The following is a 19,109-nucleotide window of genomic DNA, read 5'->3' as shown; positions in this document are numbered from 1 at the left end:
CTACTGGGCGTCCTCGATGGACCCGAAATGGTCCCAGCCGCCCTTGCTCGTCCAGGGCGCCCCGTCGACGGTGACCTGGGGCAGCGCGGAGGGGTTGAGGACTTCGCCGATCACCTTCCAGCGGGCCGGGAGCTTCACGTCCGGCGGGAACGTGGCCACGATCGCGTGGTCCTCTCCCCCGGTGAGCACCCACTGCAGCGGGTCGACGCCGACGGCCTGCCCGATGTCGGACATCTGCGAGGGGATGTCGATGAGTCCGGAGCGCAGATCGATCCGGACCTGGCTGGCGTCGGCGATGTGCCCGAGGTCGGCGACGAGCCCGTCACTGACGTCGGTCATGGCCGTGGCACCGAGTCCGGCCGCCGCGGGGCCCGCGTGGTACGGCGGTTCGGGGCGCCGGTGTGCCTCCACGAAGGCACGGGGCGAGCGGAATCCGCGGGATAGCACGGCGAACCCGGCGGCGGACCAGCCGAGCCAGCCCGTGACGGCCACGACGTCACCGGGCCGTGCGCCGCCCCGGGTGACGGGTTCGTGGTTGCGCAGGTCGCCGAGCGCGGTGATCGCCACGGTGATGGTGTCGCCGCCGACCACGTCACCGCCGACGACCGCCGCACCGGCGACCTGGCACTCGTCACGCAGCCCGTCCATCAGCTCGGCGGCCCAGGTGACCGGGAGGTCGGCGGGTACGACGAGTCCGAGGAGCAGCGCGGTGGGCACGGCGCCCATGGCCGCGATGTCGGCCAGGTTCTGTGCCGCCGCCTTGCGGCCGACGTCGTACGCCGTCGACCAGTCGCGGCGGAAGTGCCGCCCTTCCAGCAGGATGTCCGTACTGGCCACGACCCTGCGGTCGGGAGCGGCCACGACCGCGGCGTCGTCGCCGGGTCCCAGCCGTACCGCCGGAGTGGTGGTGAGCCGGGAAGTGAGCTCTCTGATGAGCCCGAACTCCCCCAACTCGCCCACGGTTCCCTTCACCGAGTCTCACCTCTCATTTATCGCACCGGACACCTGTCCGGGCTGCTTCAGCGGCCGGAGGTCCGGACCGCCGACAGGCCGACGACGGGAGCCGGCAGCCCCGGGACGTACGGGCATCGCTGTCCCTCTTCCGCTCCGGCGGGCTTGCGGTCGCGAGCCCTCACTGCTGTCGGTACCGTCAAGAGATACGTCAACTTCTGTGGTGCGAGCGCCACGCTGGGGCGTCAACCGGCCCGCAGGTCTCCCCGCGGCCCTCGGCGACGCGATAACGTGGCGTCCCTTTCCCCCACATGATCCTCGTGGCCGCCCTGGAGGTTCCGTGGTACAGGCGTACATCCTTATCCAGACCGAGGTGGGCAAGGCGTCGATCGTCGCCGAGACCATCGCCAAGCTTCCGGGAGTCATCCAGGCAGAGGACGTCACAGGCCCCTACGACGTGATCGTGCGCGCGCAGGCCGACACGGTCGACGCGCTCGGCCGCATGGTGGTCGCCAAGGTCCAGCAGGTGGACGGCATCACACGGACCCTGACCTGCCCGGTCGTTCACCTCTGACCCCCGTCTACGCTGGTCCGGTGACGCACACCCGCCCCCGGTCCCGCCGCTCCGCACTTCTCGGTCCGTCCGCCGCCCTGGTCGCCCTGACCGCGGCGGGCTGCTCCCTCGCCGGTGCGCAGCCCTCGGTCACGGTTCCCACACCGTCGTCGGAGGCCGCCGCGTACTGCGGGGAGCTGCACATGGAGCTGCCGAAGACCATCACTGGTCTGGAACGGAGTGATCCCGGACCGGATTCGGTGCTGACAGCCGGCTGGGGGGACGGGGCGATCGTACTGCGCTGCGGCGTCCCCCGGCCCGCGAAGATGGACGATGCCCAGTCCAAGGGGATCGACGCGGACGGCGTCAACTGGCTGCTGGAGCAGCGGGATGGCGCCGGTCCGCGGTTCACGACCACGTACCGCAAGGCGTATGTCGAGGTGACGCTCGGGGTGGAGTACGCCCATGACATCACTCCGCTGTCCGCGTTCGCCGTACCCGTCGGAAAGACGATTCCCGAGAGTCTCTAGTGCCTCTCCCCGCCGGTGTGCGGGGAGAGGGGCACGGGAGTCCGGGTCAGCGGAGCCCGGTGGAGCGGCCGAGAGCCGCCTGGATGAGCCGGTCCACCAGCTCCTGGTAGCTCACGCCGCTCTCCTGCCACATGCGCGGGTACATCGAGATGGGCGTGAAGCCGGGCATGGTGTTGATCTCGTTGATGACGAACGTGCCGTCCTCGGTGAGGAAGAAGTCGGCGCGCACCAGGCCCTCGCAGGAGGTGGCCTCGAAGGCCTCGACGGCGAGGCGCTGGACCTCGGCGGTCTGCTCCTCGGTGAGCGGCGCGGGCACCAGGCCGGCCGCCGAGTCGATGTACTTGGCCTCGAAGTCGTAGAAGTCGTGCGCGGTGACCGGCGGGATCTCGGCGGGCACGCTGGCGCGCGGACCGTGCTCGAACTCCAGGACACCGCACTCGATCTCGCGGCCGCGCAGCAGGGACTCCACGAGGAACTTCGGGTCGTGCCTGCGGGCCTCCTCGATCGCCTCGTCGAGTCCGGCGGCGTCGTCGACCTTGGTGATGCCGACGGAGGAGCCACCCCGGGCGGGCTTCACGAAGAGCGGCCAGCCGTGTTCGGCCGCGAACTCCATGATGCGCTTACGGGCGGCGGGGCGGTCCGACTCCCATTCACGGGGACGGACGACCTCGTACGGGCCGACCGGCAGCCCGAAGGAGATGAACACCCGCTTCATGTACTCCTTGTCCTGGCCGACCGCCGAGGCGAGGACGCCGGCGCCGACGTACGGCACACCGGACAGCTCCAGGAATCCCTGGAGCGTGCCGTCCTCGCCGTACGGGCCGTGCAGCACGGGGAAGACGACGTCGACCTCGCCGAGCACCGTGGGAACCGCGCCCGGTTCGCTGTACACGACCTCGCGGTTGCCGGGGTCCACGGAGAGCGCCACGGCTCCTGCGGAGTCGGCCAGCTGGTCCACGTTCGGTACCCGGCGGTCCGCGATGGCCATGCGGGCCGGATCGTCGGCCGTGAGGGCCCAACGGCCGTCCGTGGTGATGCCGATCGGCAGGACGTCGTACTTCGTCCGGTCGATGGCGCTCATCACGGCACCGGCGGTGACGACCGAGATTCCGTGTTCGGAGCTCCGGCCGCCGAACACGACCGCCACGCGCGGCTTGCGGCGCTGCTCGGGGCTCACGGCGCTCTCAGGGCTCTGGGGGAGGTTCTGGCTGCTCATATCGCGACGAGCGTACCTGCTGGTAAGGGCGGAGTCAGCGCCGCTCGGGCTTGGCGCTGCGCGCCATCAGTTCCTTGAGCGCGACCATCGGCGGCTTGCCCTCGTGGACGATGCCGACGACGGTCTCGGTGAGGGGCATGTCGACGCCGTGCCTGCGCGCCAGATCCAGCACGGATTCGCAGGACTTGACGCCCTCGGCGGTCTGCTTGGTGACGGCGACGGTCTCCTGGAGCGTCATCCCGCGGCCGAGGTTGGTGCCGAAGGTGTGGTTGCGCGACAGCGGGGACGAGCAGGTCGCCACCAGGTCGCCTAGACCGGCGAGTCCGGAGAAGGTCAGCGGGTCGGCGCCCATGGCGACGCCCAGGCGGGTGGTCTCGGCGAGGCCGCGGGTGATGAGCGAGCCCTTGGTGTTGTCGCCGAGGCCCATGCCGTCGGCGATGCCCACGGCGAGGCCGATGACGTTCTTGACGGCGCCGCCGAGTTCGCAGCCGACCACGTCGGTGTTGGTGTAGGGCCGGAAGTACGGGGTGTGGCAGGCGGCCTGGAGGCGCTGCGCCACGGACTCGTCCGAGCAGGCCACGACGGCCGCGGCGGGGCGCCGCTCGGCGATCTCCTTGGCCAGGTTGGGACCGGTGACGACGGCGATGCGGTCCGGGGCGACCCCGGTGACGTCCTGGATGACCTCGCTCATCCGCTTGGCCGTGCCGAGTTCGACGCCCTTCATCAGGGAGACGAGCACGGTGCGGGACTCCAGGTGCGGTGCCCAGTCCGCGAGGTTGGCGCGCAACGTCTGCGAGGGCACGGCCAGGACCGCGAAGTCGGCACCGCGCAGCGCCTCGGCGGCGTCGGTGGTGGCCCGGACGGAGTCCGGAAGCTCAATTCCCGGCAGGTAGTCCGGGTTGGTACGGGTCGTGTTGATGGCGTCGGCGACCTCGGCGCGGCGGCCCCAGAGGGTGACCTCGCATCCGGCGTCACCGAGGATCATGGCGAATGCCGTACCCCATGAGCCGGTTCCGAAGACGGCCGCTTTTGCGGGGTGCGTCACGTGGGTCCCTTTCCCTCTGCCTTGCGCCGCTGTTCAGCACGGGCCTTGCGGTGATCGTAGAGCGCCACGGGTGCCTTCTCGCCGCGCACCTCTTCCAGCTGGGCGGTGATCGCGGCCATGATGACCTCGGTCGCCTCGCGCAGCACCTCGGGCGTCGGCTCGATCCCGTGGAAACGGGAGAGGTCGACCGGGGGTCCCGCCTGCACCTGGAGGGTCTTGCGGGGGAACAGCCGGAGCTTCTCCTCCCTGGCGTACGGCGGCATCGCGAGGTTGGCGCCCCACTGCGCGACGGGAATGACGGGCGCCTTGGTCAACAGCGCGACACGGGCGGCGCCGGTCTTGCCGGCCATCGGCCACATGTCGGGGTCGCGGGTCAGGGTGCCCTCCGGGTAGAAGGCGACGCATTCACCCCGCTCGATGGCGGCGACGGCGGCGCGGAAAGCGTCCAGCGCATTGGTCGTCTCGCGGTAGACGGGGATCTGTCCCGTGCCGCGGAGGATCATTCCGACGAAGGGCGTCCTGAACAGTCCGGCCTTCGCGAGGAGCCGCGGGACACGGCCGGTGTTGTACTGGAAGTGCCCATACGAAAGCGGGTCCAGATACGAGTTGTGATTGACCGCGGTGATGAATCCGCCGTCGGCGGGAATGTGCTCCATTCCGCGCCAGTCGCGCTTGAACAGAACCACCAGGGGGGGTTTTGCGATGACGGCCGCCAGCCGGTACCAGAAGCCGATTCTACGGCGGGACACTCGGATGCCTTTCTCTAGGAACTGACCTCTGCCCGGCTTACCGCGGCGATCTCGCGCCCCCAGGCCCTGCTGTGTGGAGAACACCGTACGCCTCACGTGCGGGGGCGGACCTCCGGGTTGTCGCACCGGCAGGCGAGAATAAGTCCTGACGCGTACGGAGGGGGAGATCGCCACGAACACCGACCCGACCGGTTCCTGGTCCCTGGTCGTCCCGCTGAAACCGCTCGCACGGGCCAAGAGCAGGTTGGGGCGGGCGGCGGGCGAGGATCTGCGTCCGCGACTCGCCCTGGCGTTCGCCCAGGACACGGTGTCCGCCGCCCTGTACTGCCGGGCGGTGCGGGATGTGGTGGTCGTCACGGATGACCCGGCGGCCGGTGCGGCGCTGGCCGCGCTCGGTGCGCGCACGGTGGCGGACGCGCCGGCCGCCGGGCTCAACGCGGCTCTGGAGCACGGCGTCCGCTCGGTGCGCGCCCGTCGTCCCGGCGCCGCGGTGGCCGCTCTCAACGCGGATCTCCCGGCGCTGCGCCCGGAGGAATTGGCGCGCGTGCTCGATTTCTCCTCCGCATTCCCTCGCGCATTCGTCTCCGATGCACAGGGAATCGGCACCACTTTCCTTTCGGCGGCGCCGGGTACGGAATTGCGGCCGGTTTTCGGCGGGCCGTCCCGTGCCGGGCATCTCGCGTCGGGCGCGGTGGAGATCACGGCTCCCGGTCTCGACTCGGTCCGCAGGGACGTGGACACGGGTGACGATCTGCGGGAGGCGCTGACGCTGGGTGTGGGGCCGTACACCGCGGGGCTGAGCGCCTCGATGGCGCCCGCCGCGGACCGATAGGGTTCCGCCCATGCAGGCGACCTCGTTCACGTACGACTCCGAGAACCGCACCGGCAGTGTCCTGCTCGACGACGGCACCCCGGTGGACTTCGACGCCCCCGCCTTCGACGCGGGCGGCCTGCGGCTGTTGCGCCCGGGACAGCGGGTGCGGATCGAGACCGAGGGCACGGGCGCGTCGATGCGCATCACCCTGGTGACGCTGCAGACGTTCTGAGCCGCTCCCCCGGTGCCCTGACAGCCCGCGGGCCGGGCTCCCCTCGGGGAGCCCGGCCCGGCGCGTGTGAGGAACGAGCGGTGCCCGGTCTCACTTCTTACGTGCGGTGACCTTCTTGGCGGTGGTCGTGCGTGCCGTGGTCTTCTTCGCGGGCGCCTTCTTCGCCGTGGTCTTCTTGGCGGGCGCCGTCTTGGTGGCGACCGCCTTCTTGGTGGTCGCCGCCTTCTTCGCCGGCGCCGCCTTCTTCGCCGTCGCCGTGGCCTTCTTCGCCGTGGCGGTGGTCTTCTTCGCCGTGGTCTTCTTCGCCGCGGCAGCAGCCGTGGTCTTCTTCGCCGCCGCCGCCGTGGTCCTGCGCGCCGTGGCCTTCTTGGCGGTGGCCTTCTTGGCGGCCGCCTTCGCCGTCGTGCGCGTGGAAGATCCGCCGGAGAGGCTGCCCTTGGGCGCCTTCTTCACCGCGACATCGTTCTTGGGGAGCTTCTTCGAGCCGCTCACCAGGTCCTTGAAGCCCTGTCCCGCACGGAAACGGGGCACGGACGTCTTCTTGACCCGGACGCGCTCACCCGTCTGCGGGTTGCGGGCGTACCGGGCGGGGCGGTCGACCTTCTCGAACGAGCCGAAGCCGGTGACCGATACACGATCCCCCGCGACAACCGCACGGACGATCGCGTCGAGCACCACATCGACAGCGTCCGCGGCCTGCTGACGGCCGCCGACCTTGTCTGCAATCGCTTCTACGAGCTGCGCCTTGTTCACGTCTTCCCCTTCGGAGACATTGCCGGAACGATACTGTTCAGGCTTTTCGCACGTTAGGCAGATATATACCGCAAATCAAACACGAAACGGGCTAATCACCCTAGTGCCGCAACGAAGTCGACCGCTGCGCTGTTCCGCAGAGTCAGTCACCTTCGGGGAATCGGCCCTCGTCGAGGTCCTTCATCAACCGGTCCAGACGCCTTGCCGCGTCAGGGAGATCGTGCTTAGCCGCGGCCGTGACGACCAGCAGCTTCCGGGACAGCGCCATCCTTACGCCCTCCGGGACTTGCAGTGTGCGCACCCTTGCGTGCGCTTCCTTCAATCGGTCGGCGACGAGGCCATAGAGCTCGAGTTGGCTGTCGCGTTCCATGCACCGATTGTGCCATCTGGGGCGAGTTGTCGCCCGAGGGGGTCTCAACAAGCGACTGCGCCCCCTGCCGGAAGGCAGGGGGCGCAGTTCGGGAAAAGCGCTGCTCAGGCGTTAATGGTGCGCGGCTTGTGGGACGGCCGGGCCGCCTCGTAAGTCGCAATGTCCGCTTCGTTCTGAAGGGTGAGGCTGATGTCGTCGAGACCGTTCAGCAGTCGCCAGCGGGCGTTCTCGTCGAGCTCGAAGTCGGCGGTGATTCCCTCGGCGAGGACCTGCCGCTTCTCCAGGTCGACGGTGATCTCGGCCGTCGGATCGGCCTCGGCGAGGTCCCACAGCGCGTCGACGACCTGCTGGTCGAGGACGACGGTCAACAGACCGTTCTTCAGCGAGTTACCGCGGAAGATGTCGGCGAACCGGGAGGAGATGACCGTCTTGAAGCCGAAGTTCTGCAGGGCCCAGACCGCGTGCTCACGGGACGAGCCCGTGCCGAAGTCGGGACCGGCCACCAGGACCGAGGCGCCCTTGCGCTCCGGGCGGTTGAGGACGAAGTTCTCGTCCTTGCGCCAGGCCTCGAAGAGCCCGTCCTCGAAGCCGTCGCGGGTGACCTTCTTCAGCCAGTGCGCGGGGATGATCTGGTCGGTGTCGACGTTGCTGCGGCGCAGCGGGACGGCCCGGCCGGTGTGTGCGGTGAATGCTTCCATGGCTCTTAGACTCCGGCGGGCGTACGGACGTCGGACAGGTCGGCCGGCGAGGCCAGATGGCCCAGCACGGCGGTGGCGGCGGCGACCTGCGGGGAGACCAGGTGGGTGCGTCCGCCCTTGCCCTGCCGGCCCTCGAAGTTACGGTTCGAGGTGGAGGCGGAGCGCTCACCGGGGGCGAGCTGGTCGGGGTTCATGCCGAGACACATCGAGCAGCCCGCGTGCCGCCATTCGGCGCCCGCGGCGGTGAAGACCTTGTCCAGGCCCTCCTCGACGGCCTGCAGGGCGACCCGGACCGAGCCCGGGACGACCAGCATCCGTACGCCGTCGGCGACTTTGCGGCCGTCCAGGATCGAGGCCGCGTTGCGCAGGTCCTCGATGCGGCCGTTGGTGCAGGAACCTACGAAGACGGTGTCGACGTTGATCTCACGCAGCGGCTGGCCTGCGGTCAACCCCATGTACTCCAGGGCCTTTTCGGCGGCGTTGCGCTCCGAGGCGTCTTCGTACGAAGCGGGGTCGGGGACGTTGGCCGACAGGGGCGCGCCCTGGCCGGGGTTGGTGCCCCACGTGACGAACGGCGCCAGCTCGGTCGCGTCGATGACGACCTCGGCGTCGAAGACGGCGTCGTCGTCGGTGCGCAGCGTCTCCCAGTACGCCACGGCGGCGTCCCAGTCCTCGCCCTGCGGCGCGTGGTCGCGGCCCTGCAGGTAGTCGAAGGTGGTCCGGTCGGGGGCGATCATGCCCGCGCGGGCGCCGGCCTCGATCGACATGTTGCAGATGGTCATCCGGGCCTCCATCGAGAGCTTCTCGATGGCGGAGCCGCGGTATTCGAGGATGTAGCCCTGACCGCCGCCGGTACCGATCCGGGCGATGACCGCCAGGATCAGGTCCTTGGCGGTGACGCTGTCGGGGAGTTCGCCCTCGACGGTGATCGCCATGGTCCTGGGGCGGGCCAGGGGCAGCGTCTGGGTCGCCAGGACGTGCTCGACCTGGCTGGTGCCGATACCGAAGGCCAGCGCACCGAACGCGCCGTGGGTGGAGGTGTGCGAGTCGCCGCAGACGACCGTGGTGCCGGGCTGGGTCAGGCCCAGCTGCGGGCCGACCACGTGCACGACGCCCTGCTCGACGTCGCCCAGGGAGTGCAGCCGCACGCCGAAGTCCGCGCAGTTCTTGCGCAGGGTCTCCAGCTGGACGCGGGACACCGGGTCCGCGATCGGCTTGTCGATGTCGAGGGTCGGGGTGTTGTGGTCCTCGGTGGCGATGGTGAGGTCGACGCGCCGGACCGGGCGCCCCGCCTGCCGCAGGCCGTCGAACGCCTGGGGGCTGGTCACCTCGTGCAGCAGGTGCAGATCGATGAAGAGAAGGTCGGGCTCGCCCTCCGCGCGCCGGACGACGTGGTCGTCCCAGACCTTTTCCGCGAGTGTCCTACCCATCGCTTTCCCTCCGGCCGGCGTCTTCGCCGGCCCAACTAGAGATTCGGTGCGCCGCCGTCCGGACCCCCGAGCGGGGCGGTGGCTACGGGCCGTCGTGTGGCCGCACGTACAGGTTCGCAACTTCCGGAGAAAATTGAACTTGCGTTTCACAGAGTGAGACGCGAGTATCGTCGTATGGACAACTCTAGTGGCGTCGGCGTTCTCGACAAGGCAGCTCTGGTATTGAGCGCCCTGGAGTCCGGTCCGGCCACCCTCGCCGGGCTGGTCGCGGCGACAGGGCTCGCACGGCCCACGGCACATCGGCTGGCCGTGGCACTCGAACACCACCGCATGGTGGCGAGGGACATGCAGGGCCGTTTCATTCTCGGCCCCCGGCTGGCGGAGCTCGCTGCCGCGGCCGGCGAGGACCGTCTCCTCGCGACGGCCGGGCCCGTACTCACCCATCTCCGCGACATCACCGGCGAGAGCGCGCAGCTCTACCGCCGGCAGGGCGACATGCGGATCTGCGTGGCGGCGGCGGAGCGGCTGTCCGGGCTGCGGGACACCGTGCCGGTCGGCTCCACGCTCACCATGAAGGCGGGATCCTCCGCGCAGATCCTGATGGCGTGGGAGGAGCCGGAGCGCCTGCACCGCGGTCTGCAGGGGGCCCGCTTTACGGCGACGGCCCTGTCGGGCGTACGGCGGCGTGGCTGGGCCCAGTCGATCGGTGAGCGCGAGCCGGGCGTGGCCTCGGTGTCGGCACCCGTGCGCGGGCCGTCGAACCGGGTGGTCGCCGCCGTCTCCGTCTCCGGACCGATCGAGCGACTGACCCGCCACCCGGGCCGGATGCACGCCCAGGCGGTCATCGACTCGGCGGCCCGCCTGAGCGAGGCCCTGCGCCGCACGGGCTGAGTAGCGCCCGCCCCTCCCTCTGCTCCCGAGGCTGCCCCAGTGTCGTGGCGGCCCCCTACTTCCGACACACGCCCCTCCGCCGTCCCCCGGCGTCCCGGTGCCCGCTCCCCGGACGTACGGCGCGCGAGACGGCCCGCCCGGCCGGAAGTCCCCGCCGCGGCAAGGCATCCGCTTCTCCTCCGTCTTCCGCTACCGGACGCTGACGTACGTCCGTGGCGAGCCGGACAGCCGCACGGAACCGGGCAGGCCCCGGTCCGGCTTCCTGCCCAACTCCCCGCAGCAAGCCCGGTATCGCCGACCGGACAGCCGGCACGTGATACGCCCCGGCATGGCCGCACAGGACGCGGACCGTGGCCGGCGCGGGCGCCGAAGTGACCCCGGGACGGGCCGGATTGGGCCGGTCGGCTGCGCGTGGGGCGCGCAGCGCATCGGGGCGACGTCACACACGAAGAAGGCCCTTCACCGAGGTGAAGGGCCTTCTCGAATCGATCTGTTGTACCCCCGACCGGATTCGAACCGGCGCTACTGCCGTGAGAGGGCAGCGTGCTAGGCCGCTACACAACGGGGGCTTGTTACTTCGGTCTTGCGCTGGGCTACCAGGACTCGAACCTAGAATGACGGTACCAGAAACCGTAGTGTTGCCAATTACACCATAGCCCATGGTGTTACAAGTACCCCCGACCGGATTCGAACCGGCGCTACTGCCGTGAGAGGGCAGCGTGCTAGGCCGCTACACAACGGGGGCCCTAGCGATCCTGCATCAAGAACGTGGGTGCGACCCAGGTGTTCTCGCGGGAAGGATCTGTACCCCCGACCGGATTCGAACCGGCGCTACTGCCGTGAGAGGGCAGCGTGCTAGGCCGCTACACAACGGGGGCTTGTTACTTCGGTCTTGCGCTGGGCTACCAGGACTCGAACCTAGAATGACGGTACCAGAAACCGTAGTGTTGCCAATTACACCATAGCCCACTGAAACGCAACCTCTGAGGGTTTTGTTTCTGTCTGCGCTTCCCGGCCGGATCTTTCGGCCCGCTCGGGCGGCGCAGGAAGAACATTACCTGAAGGTGTCCGGCGCTCCAAAACGGGTATTGGCGGCGAGCAGCCCGGGGAGTTCGCCGAGGCCCGTGATCCGCACGAGTTCGGGCCGTCCGCCCCGCCCCCGACGGTCCAGCCAGACCCCGGTGAGCCCGGCGGCCACGGCTCCGGCGGCGTCGATGTCGGGCTCGTCCCCGACGTAGACCACCTCGTGGGGATCGAGCTCCATCGCCTCGCAGGCCGCGCGGAAGGCCCTGGCGTCCGGCTTGTAGACGCCGAGTTCCTGCGCGCACAGCAGCACCTCGAAGCGGTCGCGCACCCCGAGCGCCCGCAGTTTGCGCTCCTGGTGGTCGAGGGAGGAGTTCGACAGGATCGCGTGCCGGTGTGTGCCGGCCAGGGCGTCGAGCACCGGCACCGTGTCCGGGAAGAGCTCCCAGGAGCTCTCGTAGTGCCCGACGTACCGGGTGAACCACGCCTCGGCGTCCCCGTCGCTGAGCTCCGCGTCCAGGAACTCCCGCACCCGGTCCCGGCAGTGCGCGTGCCAGTCGGACTCCCCGGCGGCGACCCGCGCCCAGTGGACGGAGGCGATGCGCATCCAGCGGTCGTGGTGGTCCTCGTCACTGTCGGGCAGCCCTTCCGCCCGCAGATGCCGCAGCAGACCGGTGCGGTCCGATCCCGCGTAGTCGAAGATCGTGTCGTCCACGTCCCAGAGGACCGCGCGAATCGCCATGCCCCAGAACCTACCCGCCGCGAGGCTTCCCGGTGCCGGTTCCGCCGCCCGCGCACCCGGAGGGGTTGGGCCGCGGAACCGCCGGGGGCCGTACCGGCCCGCAGGTGCCGTGAACGGCCGGAGGCCGGGCTCCCCCTGGGGAACCCGGCCTCCGGCGTGTGCGGAACAGCTACGCGGCGAGCTTCGCCAGCGCGGCGTCGACGCGGGCGATCGTCTTCTCGCGGCCAAGGATCTCCAGGGACTCGAAGAGCGGCAGGCCGACCGTCCGGCCGGTGACGGCCACGCGGACCGGGGCCTGCGCCTTGCCGAGCTTCAGGCCGTGCTCCTCACCGGCGGCGAGGACCGCGGCCTTGAGCGCCTCGGCGTTCCACTCGGCGGAGAGCAGCTTCGCGCGGGCCGTGACGAGCAGGGCGTCGGAGCCCGCCTTCATGGCCTTCGCCCAGGACGCCTCGTCCTCGACGGGCTCGTCCAGGAAGAGGAAGTCCACGTTGGCCGTGATGTCCGAGAGGACCGTCACACGCGTCTGGGCGTGCGGGGCGATCTCCGCGAACTGCGCCGCGTCGAAGGCCTCCGGCGCCCAGGGGGCGAACGGAGCCTTCAGCCACGGGCCGCAGGCCTCGGTGAAGGTCTTCACGTCGAGCATCCGCAGGTGCTCCGCGTTGACGTGCTCGGCCTTCTTCAGGTCGAAGCGTGCCGGGTTGGCGTTGACGTCCGCGATGTCGAACGCGGCCACCAGCTCGTCACGGGTGAAGATGTCGCGGTCCTCGGCGATCGACCAGCCGAGGAGCGACAGGTAGTTGACCAGCCCCTCGGCCAGGAAGCCGCGCTCGCGGTACAGGTTGAGCGAGGCCTGGGGGTCGCGCTTGGAGAGCTTCTTGTTGCCCTCCCCCATGACGTACGGGAGGTGGCCGAAGGCGGGGGTGTCCTTGGCGACGCCCAGCTCGATGAGCGCCCGGTACAGGGCGATCTGGCGCGGGGTGGAGGACAGCAGGTCCTCGCCGCGCAGGACGTGGGTGATCTCCATCAGGGCGTCGTCGACCGGGTTGACGAGCGTGTAGAGCGGGGCGCCGTTGGCGCGGACGATGCCGTAGTCCGGCGTGTTCTCCGGCTGGACGGTGATGTCGCCGCGGACCAGGTCGGTGAAGGTGATCGCCTCGTCGGGCATCCGGAAGCGGACGATCGAGGTGCGGCCCTCGGCCTCGTACGCCGCGGTCTGCTCGGCGGTCAGGTCCCGGCAGTGGCCGTCGTAGCCCGACGGCCTTCCGGCCGCGCGGGCGGCGTCGCGGCGGGCGTCGAGCTCCTCGGTCGTGCAGTAGCAGTGGTACGCGTGACCGGCGGCCAGCAGCTTCCCGGCGACGTCCTTGTAGAGGTCCATCCGCTGCGACTGGCGGTACGGGGCGTGCGGGCCGCCGATCTCGGGGCCCTCGTCCCAGTCGAGACCGAGCCAGCGCATCGAGTCGAGCAGCTGCTCGTAGGACTCCTCGGAGTCCCGGGCCGCGTCGGTGTCCTCGATGCGGAAGACCAGGGTGCCCTGGTGGTGCCGGGCGAAGGCCCAGTTGAAGAGAGCGGTCCGGACCAGGCCCACGTGGGGGTTACCGGTCGGGGAGGGACAGAAACGTACACGGACAGGACCGTTAACCACGCTTGATCACCTTGTTGGTGAGAGTGCCGATGCCTTCGATGGTGACGGCGACTTCGTCGCCGACGTGCAGGGGTCCGACCCCTGCGGGGGTTCCGGTGAGGATCACGTCGCCCGGGAGCAGCGTCATGGCTTCCGTGATGTGGACGACCAGGTCCTCGATGGAGCGGATCATGTCGCTCGTGCGGCCCAGCTGGCGCTGCTCGCCGTTGACGGTGGCCTGGATGGCCAGATTGCCGGGGTCGACGTCGGTCTCCACCCAGGGGCCGAGCGGGCAGGAGGTGTCGAAGCCCTTCGCCCGGGCCCACTGCTTCTCGCGCTGCTGGACGTCGCGGGCGGTGACGTCGTTGGCGCACGTGTAGCCGAAGATGACGTCCTTGACACGCTCACGCGGAACCTCGCGGCACATGCGGCCGATCACCACGGCCAGTTCGGCCTCGTGGTGGAGGTCGTCGGAGAAGGAGGGGTACTCGATGGCGTCGCCCGAGCCGATCACCGAGGTGGTGGGCTTGAAGAAAGTGATGGGGACATCCGGGACCTCGTTGCCGAGCTCGGCGGCGTGTTCCGCGTAGTTGCGGCCGATGGCCACGACCTTGTTGGGAAGCACGGGCGGCAGCAGCCGGACCTTCTTCAGCGGGACCTTGGTCCCGGAGAGCTCGAAGTCGGCGTACGGGATGCCCTTGATGATGTCGAGGACGAGGCTGTCGGGGCTGTCGCCCTCGACCGCGCCGAAGGCGACATTGCCGTCGATGGAGAACCTGGCGATGCGCACGGGATGCTGTCGCCCCTCACTTGCTGGCTGGCTGAAGACTGACGCTTCAGGCTAGCGCCTTGCCCGGGCGGGGTTTGCCCCGAAAGGGGCGCCGTCCGGCGCGTGCGGCCACCAGGGGGAAGCGCTCGGTCAGCGCCTTCCCCGCCCACGGGACTCGAACGGGGCAGGGACGCCGGGAAGGGCCGACGCGGGCTCGGGGCCGGCGCCGGGAGCGCGCGGCGGGACCTGTCCCCCCGGTCGTACCCGCGCGGGCGTCGCGACTCAGCCGCCGACCGCGGCGGGGGCTTCCATGAGGATGGTGCGGCGGGGGTTGGCCGTCTGGGTCGGCAGATCGACGGCGTGCTCCGGCTGCTCCGGCCTCTGCAGCGCTTCGGCGTCCTTGAGGTGCGCCAGGGTGGTGCGCCGGGGGTTGGCAATGTTGCGGAACGTCATCGTCGTCTTCATCTGCCGTGTGGACCCTTGTCGCTGGGGCGCCCGGAGGGCGCCGGTTGTCGGATTCGCTATCCCTGTAAAGCGCCAGGCTAAACATCCGATTCCCCGGGCAAGCCGGGAAGAGACGACGATCATCATGTGAGTTTGCTCACGAAGTTGCCGACAAACGGGCCATTACGGGCAGCGGGTCACTGGAATCAAAACGGACAATGCGTCACTGAATCTCTTATTCCGCTCCCGATCATGCCGTCTGGGACACCGGGCGCACCCCCGAGGACCGCCCCTCTTCGGACGTTTTGCCCCCGAACGCCTTCCACGGCTTGTTACTCATCCATCACACCGTGTCATCCAGGTCACAGCCCGGTACGTGGGCCTTGTTGGAGATCCTCCTCTGTGCTGGAATTCCACGCACCGCCGCGGGTTTCAGGCCCGGCGCGCAGGGGCGCAACGCAGCGCCGAGTGGCGGCGGGAGGGGGAAGTACGCCGGTCACTCACGACCACCATGGGGCGCGTCCAGCGCCCCACGACGCCGACACCGTCCCACCCGCTCAACGCGGAGGGGACGCCTGGTCCAGAGGTTGCGACGCTAGTGCAGGGACGTTTCAAGAGGGAAGGCACCGCTCCGGCGGAACAGGAGCCGCGCGGCGGGACGGACCGCGGTTCCTCGCCCCAGCGCGCCCAGAACCCCGGGCCGGCCGCAGCCGGCGACAGCGGCGACCGCACACAGCGATCGGGCACGACGAGCGGCAGTGACGCGGAGACGCCCACACCCTCCACGGCCGCAGGTCCCAACAGCACCGGCTCACGCCTGGCCCTGCGCAACTGGCGCATCAGCACGCGCCTCGTCTCCCTGCTCGCCCTTCCCGTGGTCGCGGCGACCACCCTGGGTGGAATGCGCATCAACCAGTCCATGAACGACATGGACCAGTTGGAGCACATGCAGATCCTCACCGAGATGACCAAGCAGGCGACGGCGCTCGCCAACGCGCTCCAGGAGGAGCGCGACAAGTCGGCCGGCCCCCTGTCGAACGGCGTGAAGGCGACCGACTTCAAGGTCACCGACCCCCGGAAGCGGACCGACCGGGCCAAGGACGCCTTCTTCGAGGCCACCGACAAGATCGGCAACACGCCGGGCGACGAAGCGCTGGACAGCATCCACACCAGCGTCAGCCAGATCGGCAACCAGCTCGGCCAGATCATCAGCATCCGCAAGGACGCGTACGCCGAGGGCGCCCCCAGCCTCAACACGGTCGACCGGTACAGCCAGCTGATCAACTCGCTGCTGAGCCTCTCGCAGGACATGGCGCAGGCGACCAGCAACCCGGACATGATCAAGCGCACCCGCGCCCTGGCGGCCTTCTCGGCCTCCAAGGAGTACGCGTCGGTCCAGCGCGCGATCATCGCCGCGGCCCTGCCGGGGGGCGACGGCTCCAAGGCGGACCTCGACGAGAACGACAAGACCTTCGGACGCAACGCGCTCAGCAAGGAAGACCTGACGCGCAAGACGTTCGAGGCCACCTACGCGAGCACCGGGGCCGACGCCACGGAGCTGCTGGCCTCGCTGGACAACGGCAACCCCGAGATCACCTCCGCGGACATGTACGCGAAGAAGGTGCTCGACAGCCCGCTGGGCATGCAGGGCAGCGCCGCCCGTACGTACATGGACTGGTACGACCAGAGCTCGAACAAGATCCAGGCCATGAAGACCATCGAGGCCTCGCTCCTCGGTGAGATGGAGACCAAGGCCCGCGAACTGCGTGAGGAGTCGCAGCGCGACGCCCTCATCAACGGTGCGGTCATCCTCATCGTCCTCGGTGTGTCGCTGGTCGGCGCCTTCGTCGTGGCACGGTCCATGATCCGGTCGCTGCGACGGCTGCAGGACACCGCGACGCGGGTCGCCCAGGACCGGCTCCCCGAGCTCGTCCGGCAGCTCTCCGAGACCGACCCGCAGGACGTCGACACCTCCGTCGAATCGGTCGGTGTGCACTCCCGGGACGAGATCGGCCAGGTGGCCGCGGCCTTCGACGACGTGCACCGCGAGGCTGTCCGACTGGCCGCCGAGCAGGCGCTGCTGCGAGGCAACGTCAACGCGATGTTCACCAACCTCTCGCGCCGCAGCCAGGGCCTCATCCAGCGTCAGCTCTCGCTCATCTCCGAACTGGAGGCGCGCGAGGCCGACCCGGACCAGCTGTCCTCCCTCTTCAAGCTCGACCACCTCGCGACCCGTATGCGCCGTAACGGCGAGAACCTCCTCGTCCTCGCGGGCGAGGAACCCGGCCGCCGCTGGACCCGTCCCGTCCCGCTGGTCGACGTGCTCCGTGCCGCCGCCTCCGAGGTGGAGCAGTACGAGCGCATCGAACTGGCCGCGGTGCCCGCCACCGAAGTGGCCGGCCGGATCGTCAACGACCTCGTGCACCTCCTCGCCGAGCTGCTGGAGAACGCCACCTCGTTCTCCTCCCCGCAGACGAAGGTCAGGGTCACCGGTCACGCACTGCCCGACGGACGTGTGCTCGTCGAGATCCACGACACCGGCATCGGCCTCTCCCCCGAGGACCTGGCCGCGATCAACGAGCGGCTCGCCTCGCCGCCCACCGTGGACGTCTCGGTCTCCCGTCGCATGGGTCTGTTCGTGGTCGGCCGGCTGTCCCTGCGTCACGGCATCCGGATCCAGCTGCGCCCCTCCGACTCCGGTGGTACGACCGCACTGGTCATGCTGCCCATGGAGGTCGCGCACGGCGGCAAGCAGCCGCCGTCCAAGCAGGGCCAGCAGCCCGGCGCTCCCGGCGGACTCCTCGCCGGTGGCGGCGCTCCCGGCGGCCAGCGTCCCGGTCCCGGCGGTTCACCGGCGGCTCCCGCCAAGGGCCTGGGTTCCGGTTCCGGGCCGCGCGGGCAGGTCGGCGCGGGCTCCGGTCCGCGGGCCGCGCTGCCCTCGCGCGACGGCGGACCCCGTCAGCCCCAGCAGCCGGGCGCCGGATTCCCCGGCCCGGGCGGCCAGCAGGCTCCCGGTCTGCCGAGCCAGGGCAGGCCCGAGGGCCCGCGTCAGGGCGGCGGACTCTCCGGTGCCTTCGGCGGTGCCCGGATGGGCGCACGCGGTCAGCAGGACTCCGCGGGTACGGACCCGAACCGGCCCAACCTGTTCGGCCACTCCGGTCCGGGTCAGCCGGGCCAGCAGAGCGGTCCGCCCGCACGGCAGGCTCCGCAGCCGCAGCAGGCCCAGCACGGACAGGGCGACCAGGGCGGCTTCCAGCAGCCCGGCCGCCAGCTGCCGCCCACCGGGGCGCCGCGGGCCGAGCTGCCCGGCGGCAACCCTCAGCAGCAGCGTCCCCAGAACACGAGCTGGGGCGTCGAGGAGCAGGCCGCGCCGGCGTATACGCCGTTGGACGCTCCGCGCGGGCACGAGGAGCCCGACTCCGGCAGGTTCGCCCGCCCGGGTACCTCCGCCCCGCACCAGCCCTTCGACGCGCCGCACCAGCGTCCGCCGATGAACGACCGTCAGGGCCCCGCCGCCACGTCGGAGTTCGCCCGGCCGGACTTCTCCGCGCCGCAGGCACCGCAGGCGCCGGACCCGGCGAGCACCGCCCAGTTCGCCCGCCCCGACTACGACGCCCCGCTGTCGCAGGACCAGGGCTACGGAGCCCAGCCTCCGCAGTACCAGCAGATGCCCGCACCCCGTCAGCGCGACAACGCCGACTTCGGCGCACCTCTCCCGCCGGCTCCGGCCGGCGGAGAGCTGCAGCAGCGCCCTGCGCTGCCGCAGCAGCACGAGGCCCTGCCGCCGGCCGGTCCGGGGGACGGGCGTACGCCGCTGTACGACACGCTGGAGACGAACTGGTTCCACGGCGTGCAGCAGGGCGGCCAGCCGCCCGCTGCCGAGCAGCCGCAGGCACCGGCCGCTCCGGAGGCGGCGGACACCCCCGCTCCGCCCATGCCACGGCGTGGTGCGGCCGACACCGCCCCCACCAGTTCCTGGCGCACTTCGCCGAACGACGAACTCGTCCGGCAGGCGGAGCGCGTCAAGAAGCCCGCAGCGGGCGGGATCACAACGTCCGGACTTCCCCGCCGTGTTCCACGTGCCAATTTGGTGCCGGGCACTGCTCAGCAGCAGAATCATCAGTCCGGACCCCAGGTCTCGCGTGCGCCCGATGACGTACGCGGCCGTCTGACCAATCTCCGCCGGGGCATCCAGCAGGGACGACAGGCCAACAACGGTCCGTCTACCGGCAGTATCCATCTCGGCCCCACTCACCAGCAGGAGCGTTAGTTGAGCCC

General features: G+C 70.2%; 18 protein-coding genes and 5 tRNA genes. 6 read left to right on the top strand and 17 right to left on the bottom strand.

Features of this window, described 5'->3' with window-relative positions; all coding sequences use genetic code 11:
* A complete protein-coding gene (locus OG927_RS23725; protein ID WP_056791031.1) occupies positions 1-972 on the bottom strand; it encodes a thiamine-phosphate kinase in 972 nt (323 codons plus the stop codon).
* A gap of 319 nt (positions 973-1,291) precedes the next feature.
* Here OG927_RS23725 and OG927_RS23720 point away from each other — a divergent pair, with 319 nt between their 5' ends.
* Together OG927_RS23720 and OG927_RS23715 are read left to right on the top strand one after the other, a co-directional pair.
* Positions 1,292-1,525: an Lrp/AsnC family transcriptional regulator gene (locus tag OG927_RS23720; RefSeq protein ID WP_056791028.1), complete on the top strand. Its 234-nt coding sequence runs from the start codon at positions 1,292-1,294 to the stop codon at positions 1,523-1,525.
* 20 nt (positions 1,526-1,545) lie between these two features.
* The gene (locus OG927_RS23715; protein WP_330320741.1) at positions 1,546-2,034 is read left to right on the top strand and encodes a DUF3515 domain-containing protein; all 489 of its coding nucleotides are present in this window, start codon (positions 1,546-1,548) and stop codon (positions 2,032-2,034) included.
* A 46-nt stretch (positions 2,035-2,080) separates the two neighbouring features.
* Here the strand turns inward: OG927_RS23715 and OG927_RS23710 are convergent, their stop codons facing one another.
* From OG927_RS23710 to OG927_RS23700, 3 genes are read right to left on the bottom strand one after another with little or no spacing between them, the layout of a single operon-like run.
* Positions 2,081-3,250, bottom strand: coding sequence for a D-alanine--D-alanine ligase family protein (locus tag OG927_RS23710; protein ID WP_056791022.1), 1,170 nt, complete (start codon positions 3,248-3,250; stop codon positions 2,081-2,083).
* 34 nt (positions 3,251-3,284) lie between these two features.
* Positions 3,285-4,295: an NAD(P)H-dependent glycerol-3-phosphate dehydrogenase gene (locus OG927_RS23705; protein WP_056791019.1), complete on the bottom strand. Its 1,011-nt coding sequence runs from the start codon at positions 4,293-4,295 to the stop codon at positions 3,285-3,287.
* Positions 4,292-5,044: a lysophospholipid acyltransferase family protein gene (locus tag OG927_RS23700; protein ID WP_056791016.1), complete on the bottom strand. Its 753-nt coding sequence runs from the start codon at positions 5,042-5,044 to the stop codon at positions 4,292-4,294. The genes OG927_RS23705 and OG927_RS23700 overlap by 4 nt, the downstream gene beginning before the upstream one ends.
* A gap of 145 nt (positions 5,045-5,189) precedes the next feature.
* Here OG927_RS23700 and cofC point away from each other — a divergent pair, with 145 nt between their 5' ends.
* Positions 5,190-5,876, top strand: coding sequence for a 2-phospho-L-lactate guanylyltransferase (cofC, locus tag OG927_RS23695; RefSeq protein ID WP_330321347.1), 687 nt, complete (start codon positions 5,190-5,192; stop codon positions 5,874-5,876).
* 10 nt (positions 5,877-5,886) lie between these two features.
* Positions 5,887-6,090 carry a hypothetical protein gene (locus OG927_RS23690; RefSeq protein ID WP_056791009.1) on the top strand — a complete coding sequence of 68 codons (204 nt, stop codon included), beginning with the start codon at positions 5,887-5,889 and terminating at the stop codon, positions 6,088-6,090.
* A 90-nt stretch (positions 6,091-6,180) separates the two neighbouring features.
* Here OG927_RS23690 and OG927_RS23685 read toward each other — a convergent pair whose 3' ends face one another.
* The 4 genes from OG927_RS23685 to leuC form a co-directional block, all read right to left on the bottom strand.
* On the bottom strand, positions 6,181-6,843 hold the full coding sequence (locus OG927_RS23685; RefSeq protein ID WP_056791006.1) for an HU family DNA-binding protein: 663 nt from the start codon (positions 6,841-6,843) through the stop codon (positions 6,181-6,183).
* 142 nt (positions 6,844-6,985) lie between these two features.
* A complete protein-coding gene (locus OG927_RS23680; protein ID WP_056791003.1) occupies positions 6,986-7,213 on the bottom strand; it encodes an SCO5555 family protein in 228 nt (75 codons plus the stop codon).
* A gap of 104 nt (positions 7,214-7,317) precedes the next feature.
* Positions 7,318-7,911 carry a 3-isopropylmalate dehydratase small subunit gene (gene leuD, locus OG927_RS23675; RefSeq protein WP_124281083.1) on the bottom strand — a complete coding sequence of 198 codons (594 nt, stop codon included), beginning with the start codon at positions 7,909-7,911 and terminating at the stop codon, positions 7,318-7,320.
* A gap of 5 nt (positions 7,912-7,916) precedes the next feature.
* Complete coding sequence (gene leuC / locus OG927_RS23670) at positions 7,917-9,341, bottom strand: 3-isopropylmalate dehydratase large subunit (RefSeq protein WP_056790997.1); 1,425 nt, start codon at positions 9,339-9,341, stop codon at positions 7,917-7,919.
* Positions 9,342-9,515: 174 nt separating this feature from the next.
* Between leuC and ndgR the strand changes: the two genes are divergently transcribed.
* Positions 9,516-10,232, top strand: coding sequence for an IclR family transcriptional regulator NdgR (ndgR, locus tag OG927_RS23665; protein WP_014048551.1), 717 nt, complete (start codon positions 9,516-9,518; stop codon positions 10,230-10,232).
* A gap of 496 nt (positions 10,233-10,728) precedes the next feature.
* On the opposite strand, the gene OG927_RS23660 is transcribed toward ndgR, so the two are convergent.
* From OG927_RS23660 to OG927_RS23620, 9 genes are all read right to left on the bottom strand, one after another.
* A tRNA-Glu gene (locus tag OG927_RS23660) sits at positions 10,729-10,801 on the bottom strand.
* Between the two features lie 19 nt (positions 10,802-10,820).
* Positions 10,821-10,892 (bottom strand) — tRNA-Gln (locus OG927_RS23655).
* Positions 10,893-10,904: 12 nt separating this feature from the next.
* Positions 10,905-10,977: transfer RNA gene (locus OG927_RS23650), tRNA-Glu, on the bottom strand.
* A 60-nt stretch (positions 10,978-11,037) separates the two neighbouring features.
* A tRNA-Glu gene (locus OG927_RS23645) sits at positions 11,038-11,110 on the bottom strand.
* A gap of 19 nt (positions 11,111-11,129) precedes the next feature.
* Positions 11,130-11,201: transfer RNA gene (locus OG927_RS23640), tRNA-Gln, on the bottom strand.
* Positions 11,202-11,286: 85 nt separating this feature from the next.
* Positions 11,287-11,997, bottom strand: a complete 711-nt coding sequence (locus OG927_RS23635) for an HAD family hydrolase (protein WP_056790994.1) — start codon at positions 11,995-11,997, stop codon at positions 11,287-11,289.
* Positions 11,998-12,166: 169 nt separating this feature from the next.
* Complete coding sequence (gene gltX / locus OG927_RS23630) at positions 12,167-13,639, bottom strand: glutamate--tRNA ligase (protein ID WP_330320740.1); 1,473 nt, start codon at positions 13,637-13,639, stop codon at positions 12,167-12,169.
* Positions 13,632-14,408 (bottom strand): fumarylacetoacetate hydrolase family protein, encoded by a 777-nt coding sequence (locus OG927_RS23625; protein WP_056790984.1) that lies wholly within the window; start codon positions 14,406-14,408, stop codon positions 13,632-13,634. The genes gltX and OG927_RS23625 overlap by 8 nt, the downstream gene beginning before the upstream one ends.
* 261 nt (positions 14,409-14,669) lie before the next feature.
* Positions 14,670-14,852: a hypothetical protein gene (locus OG927_RS23620; RefSeq protein ID WP_056790980.1), complete on the bottom strand. Its 183-nt coding sequence runs from the start codon at positions 14,850-14,852 to the stop codon at positions 14,670-14,672.
* 577 nt (positions 14,853-15,429) lie between these two features.
* Between OG927_RS23620 and OG927_RS23615 the strand changes: the two genes are divergently transcribed.
* A complete protein-coding gene (locus OG927_RS23615; protein ID WP_330320739.1) occupies positions 15,430-19,101 on the top strand; it encodes a sensor histidine kinase in 3,672 nt (1,223 codons plus the stop codon).
* The last annotated feature ends 8 nt before the right edge of the window (positions 19,102-19,109 follow it).

Source organism: Streptomyces clavifer (genome assembly GCF_036345975.1).
GTDB lineage: Bacteria > Actinomycetota > Actinomycetes > Streptomycetales > Streptomycetaceae > Streptomyces > Streptomyces clavifer.
This window is presented reverse-complemented; position numbering and strand designations above follow the sequence as displayed.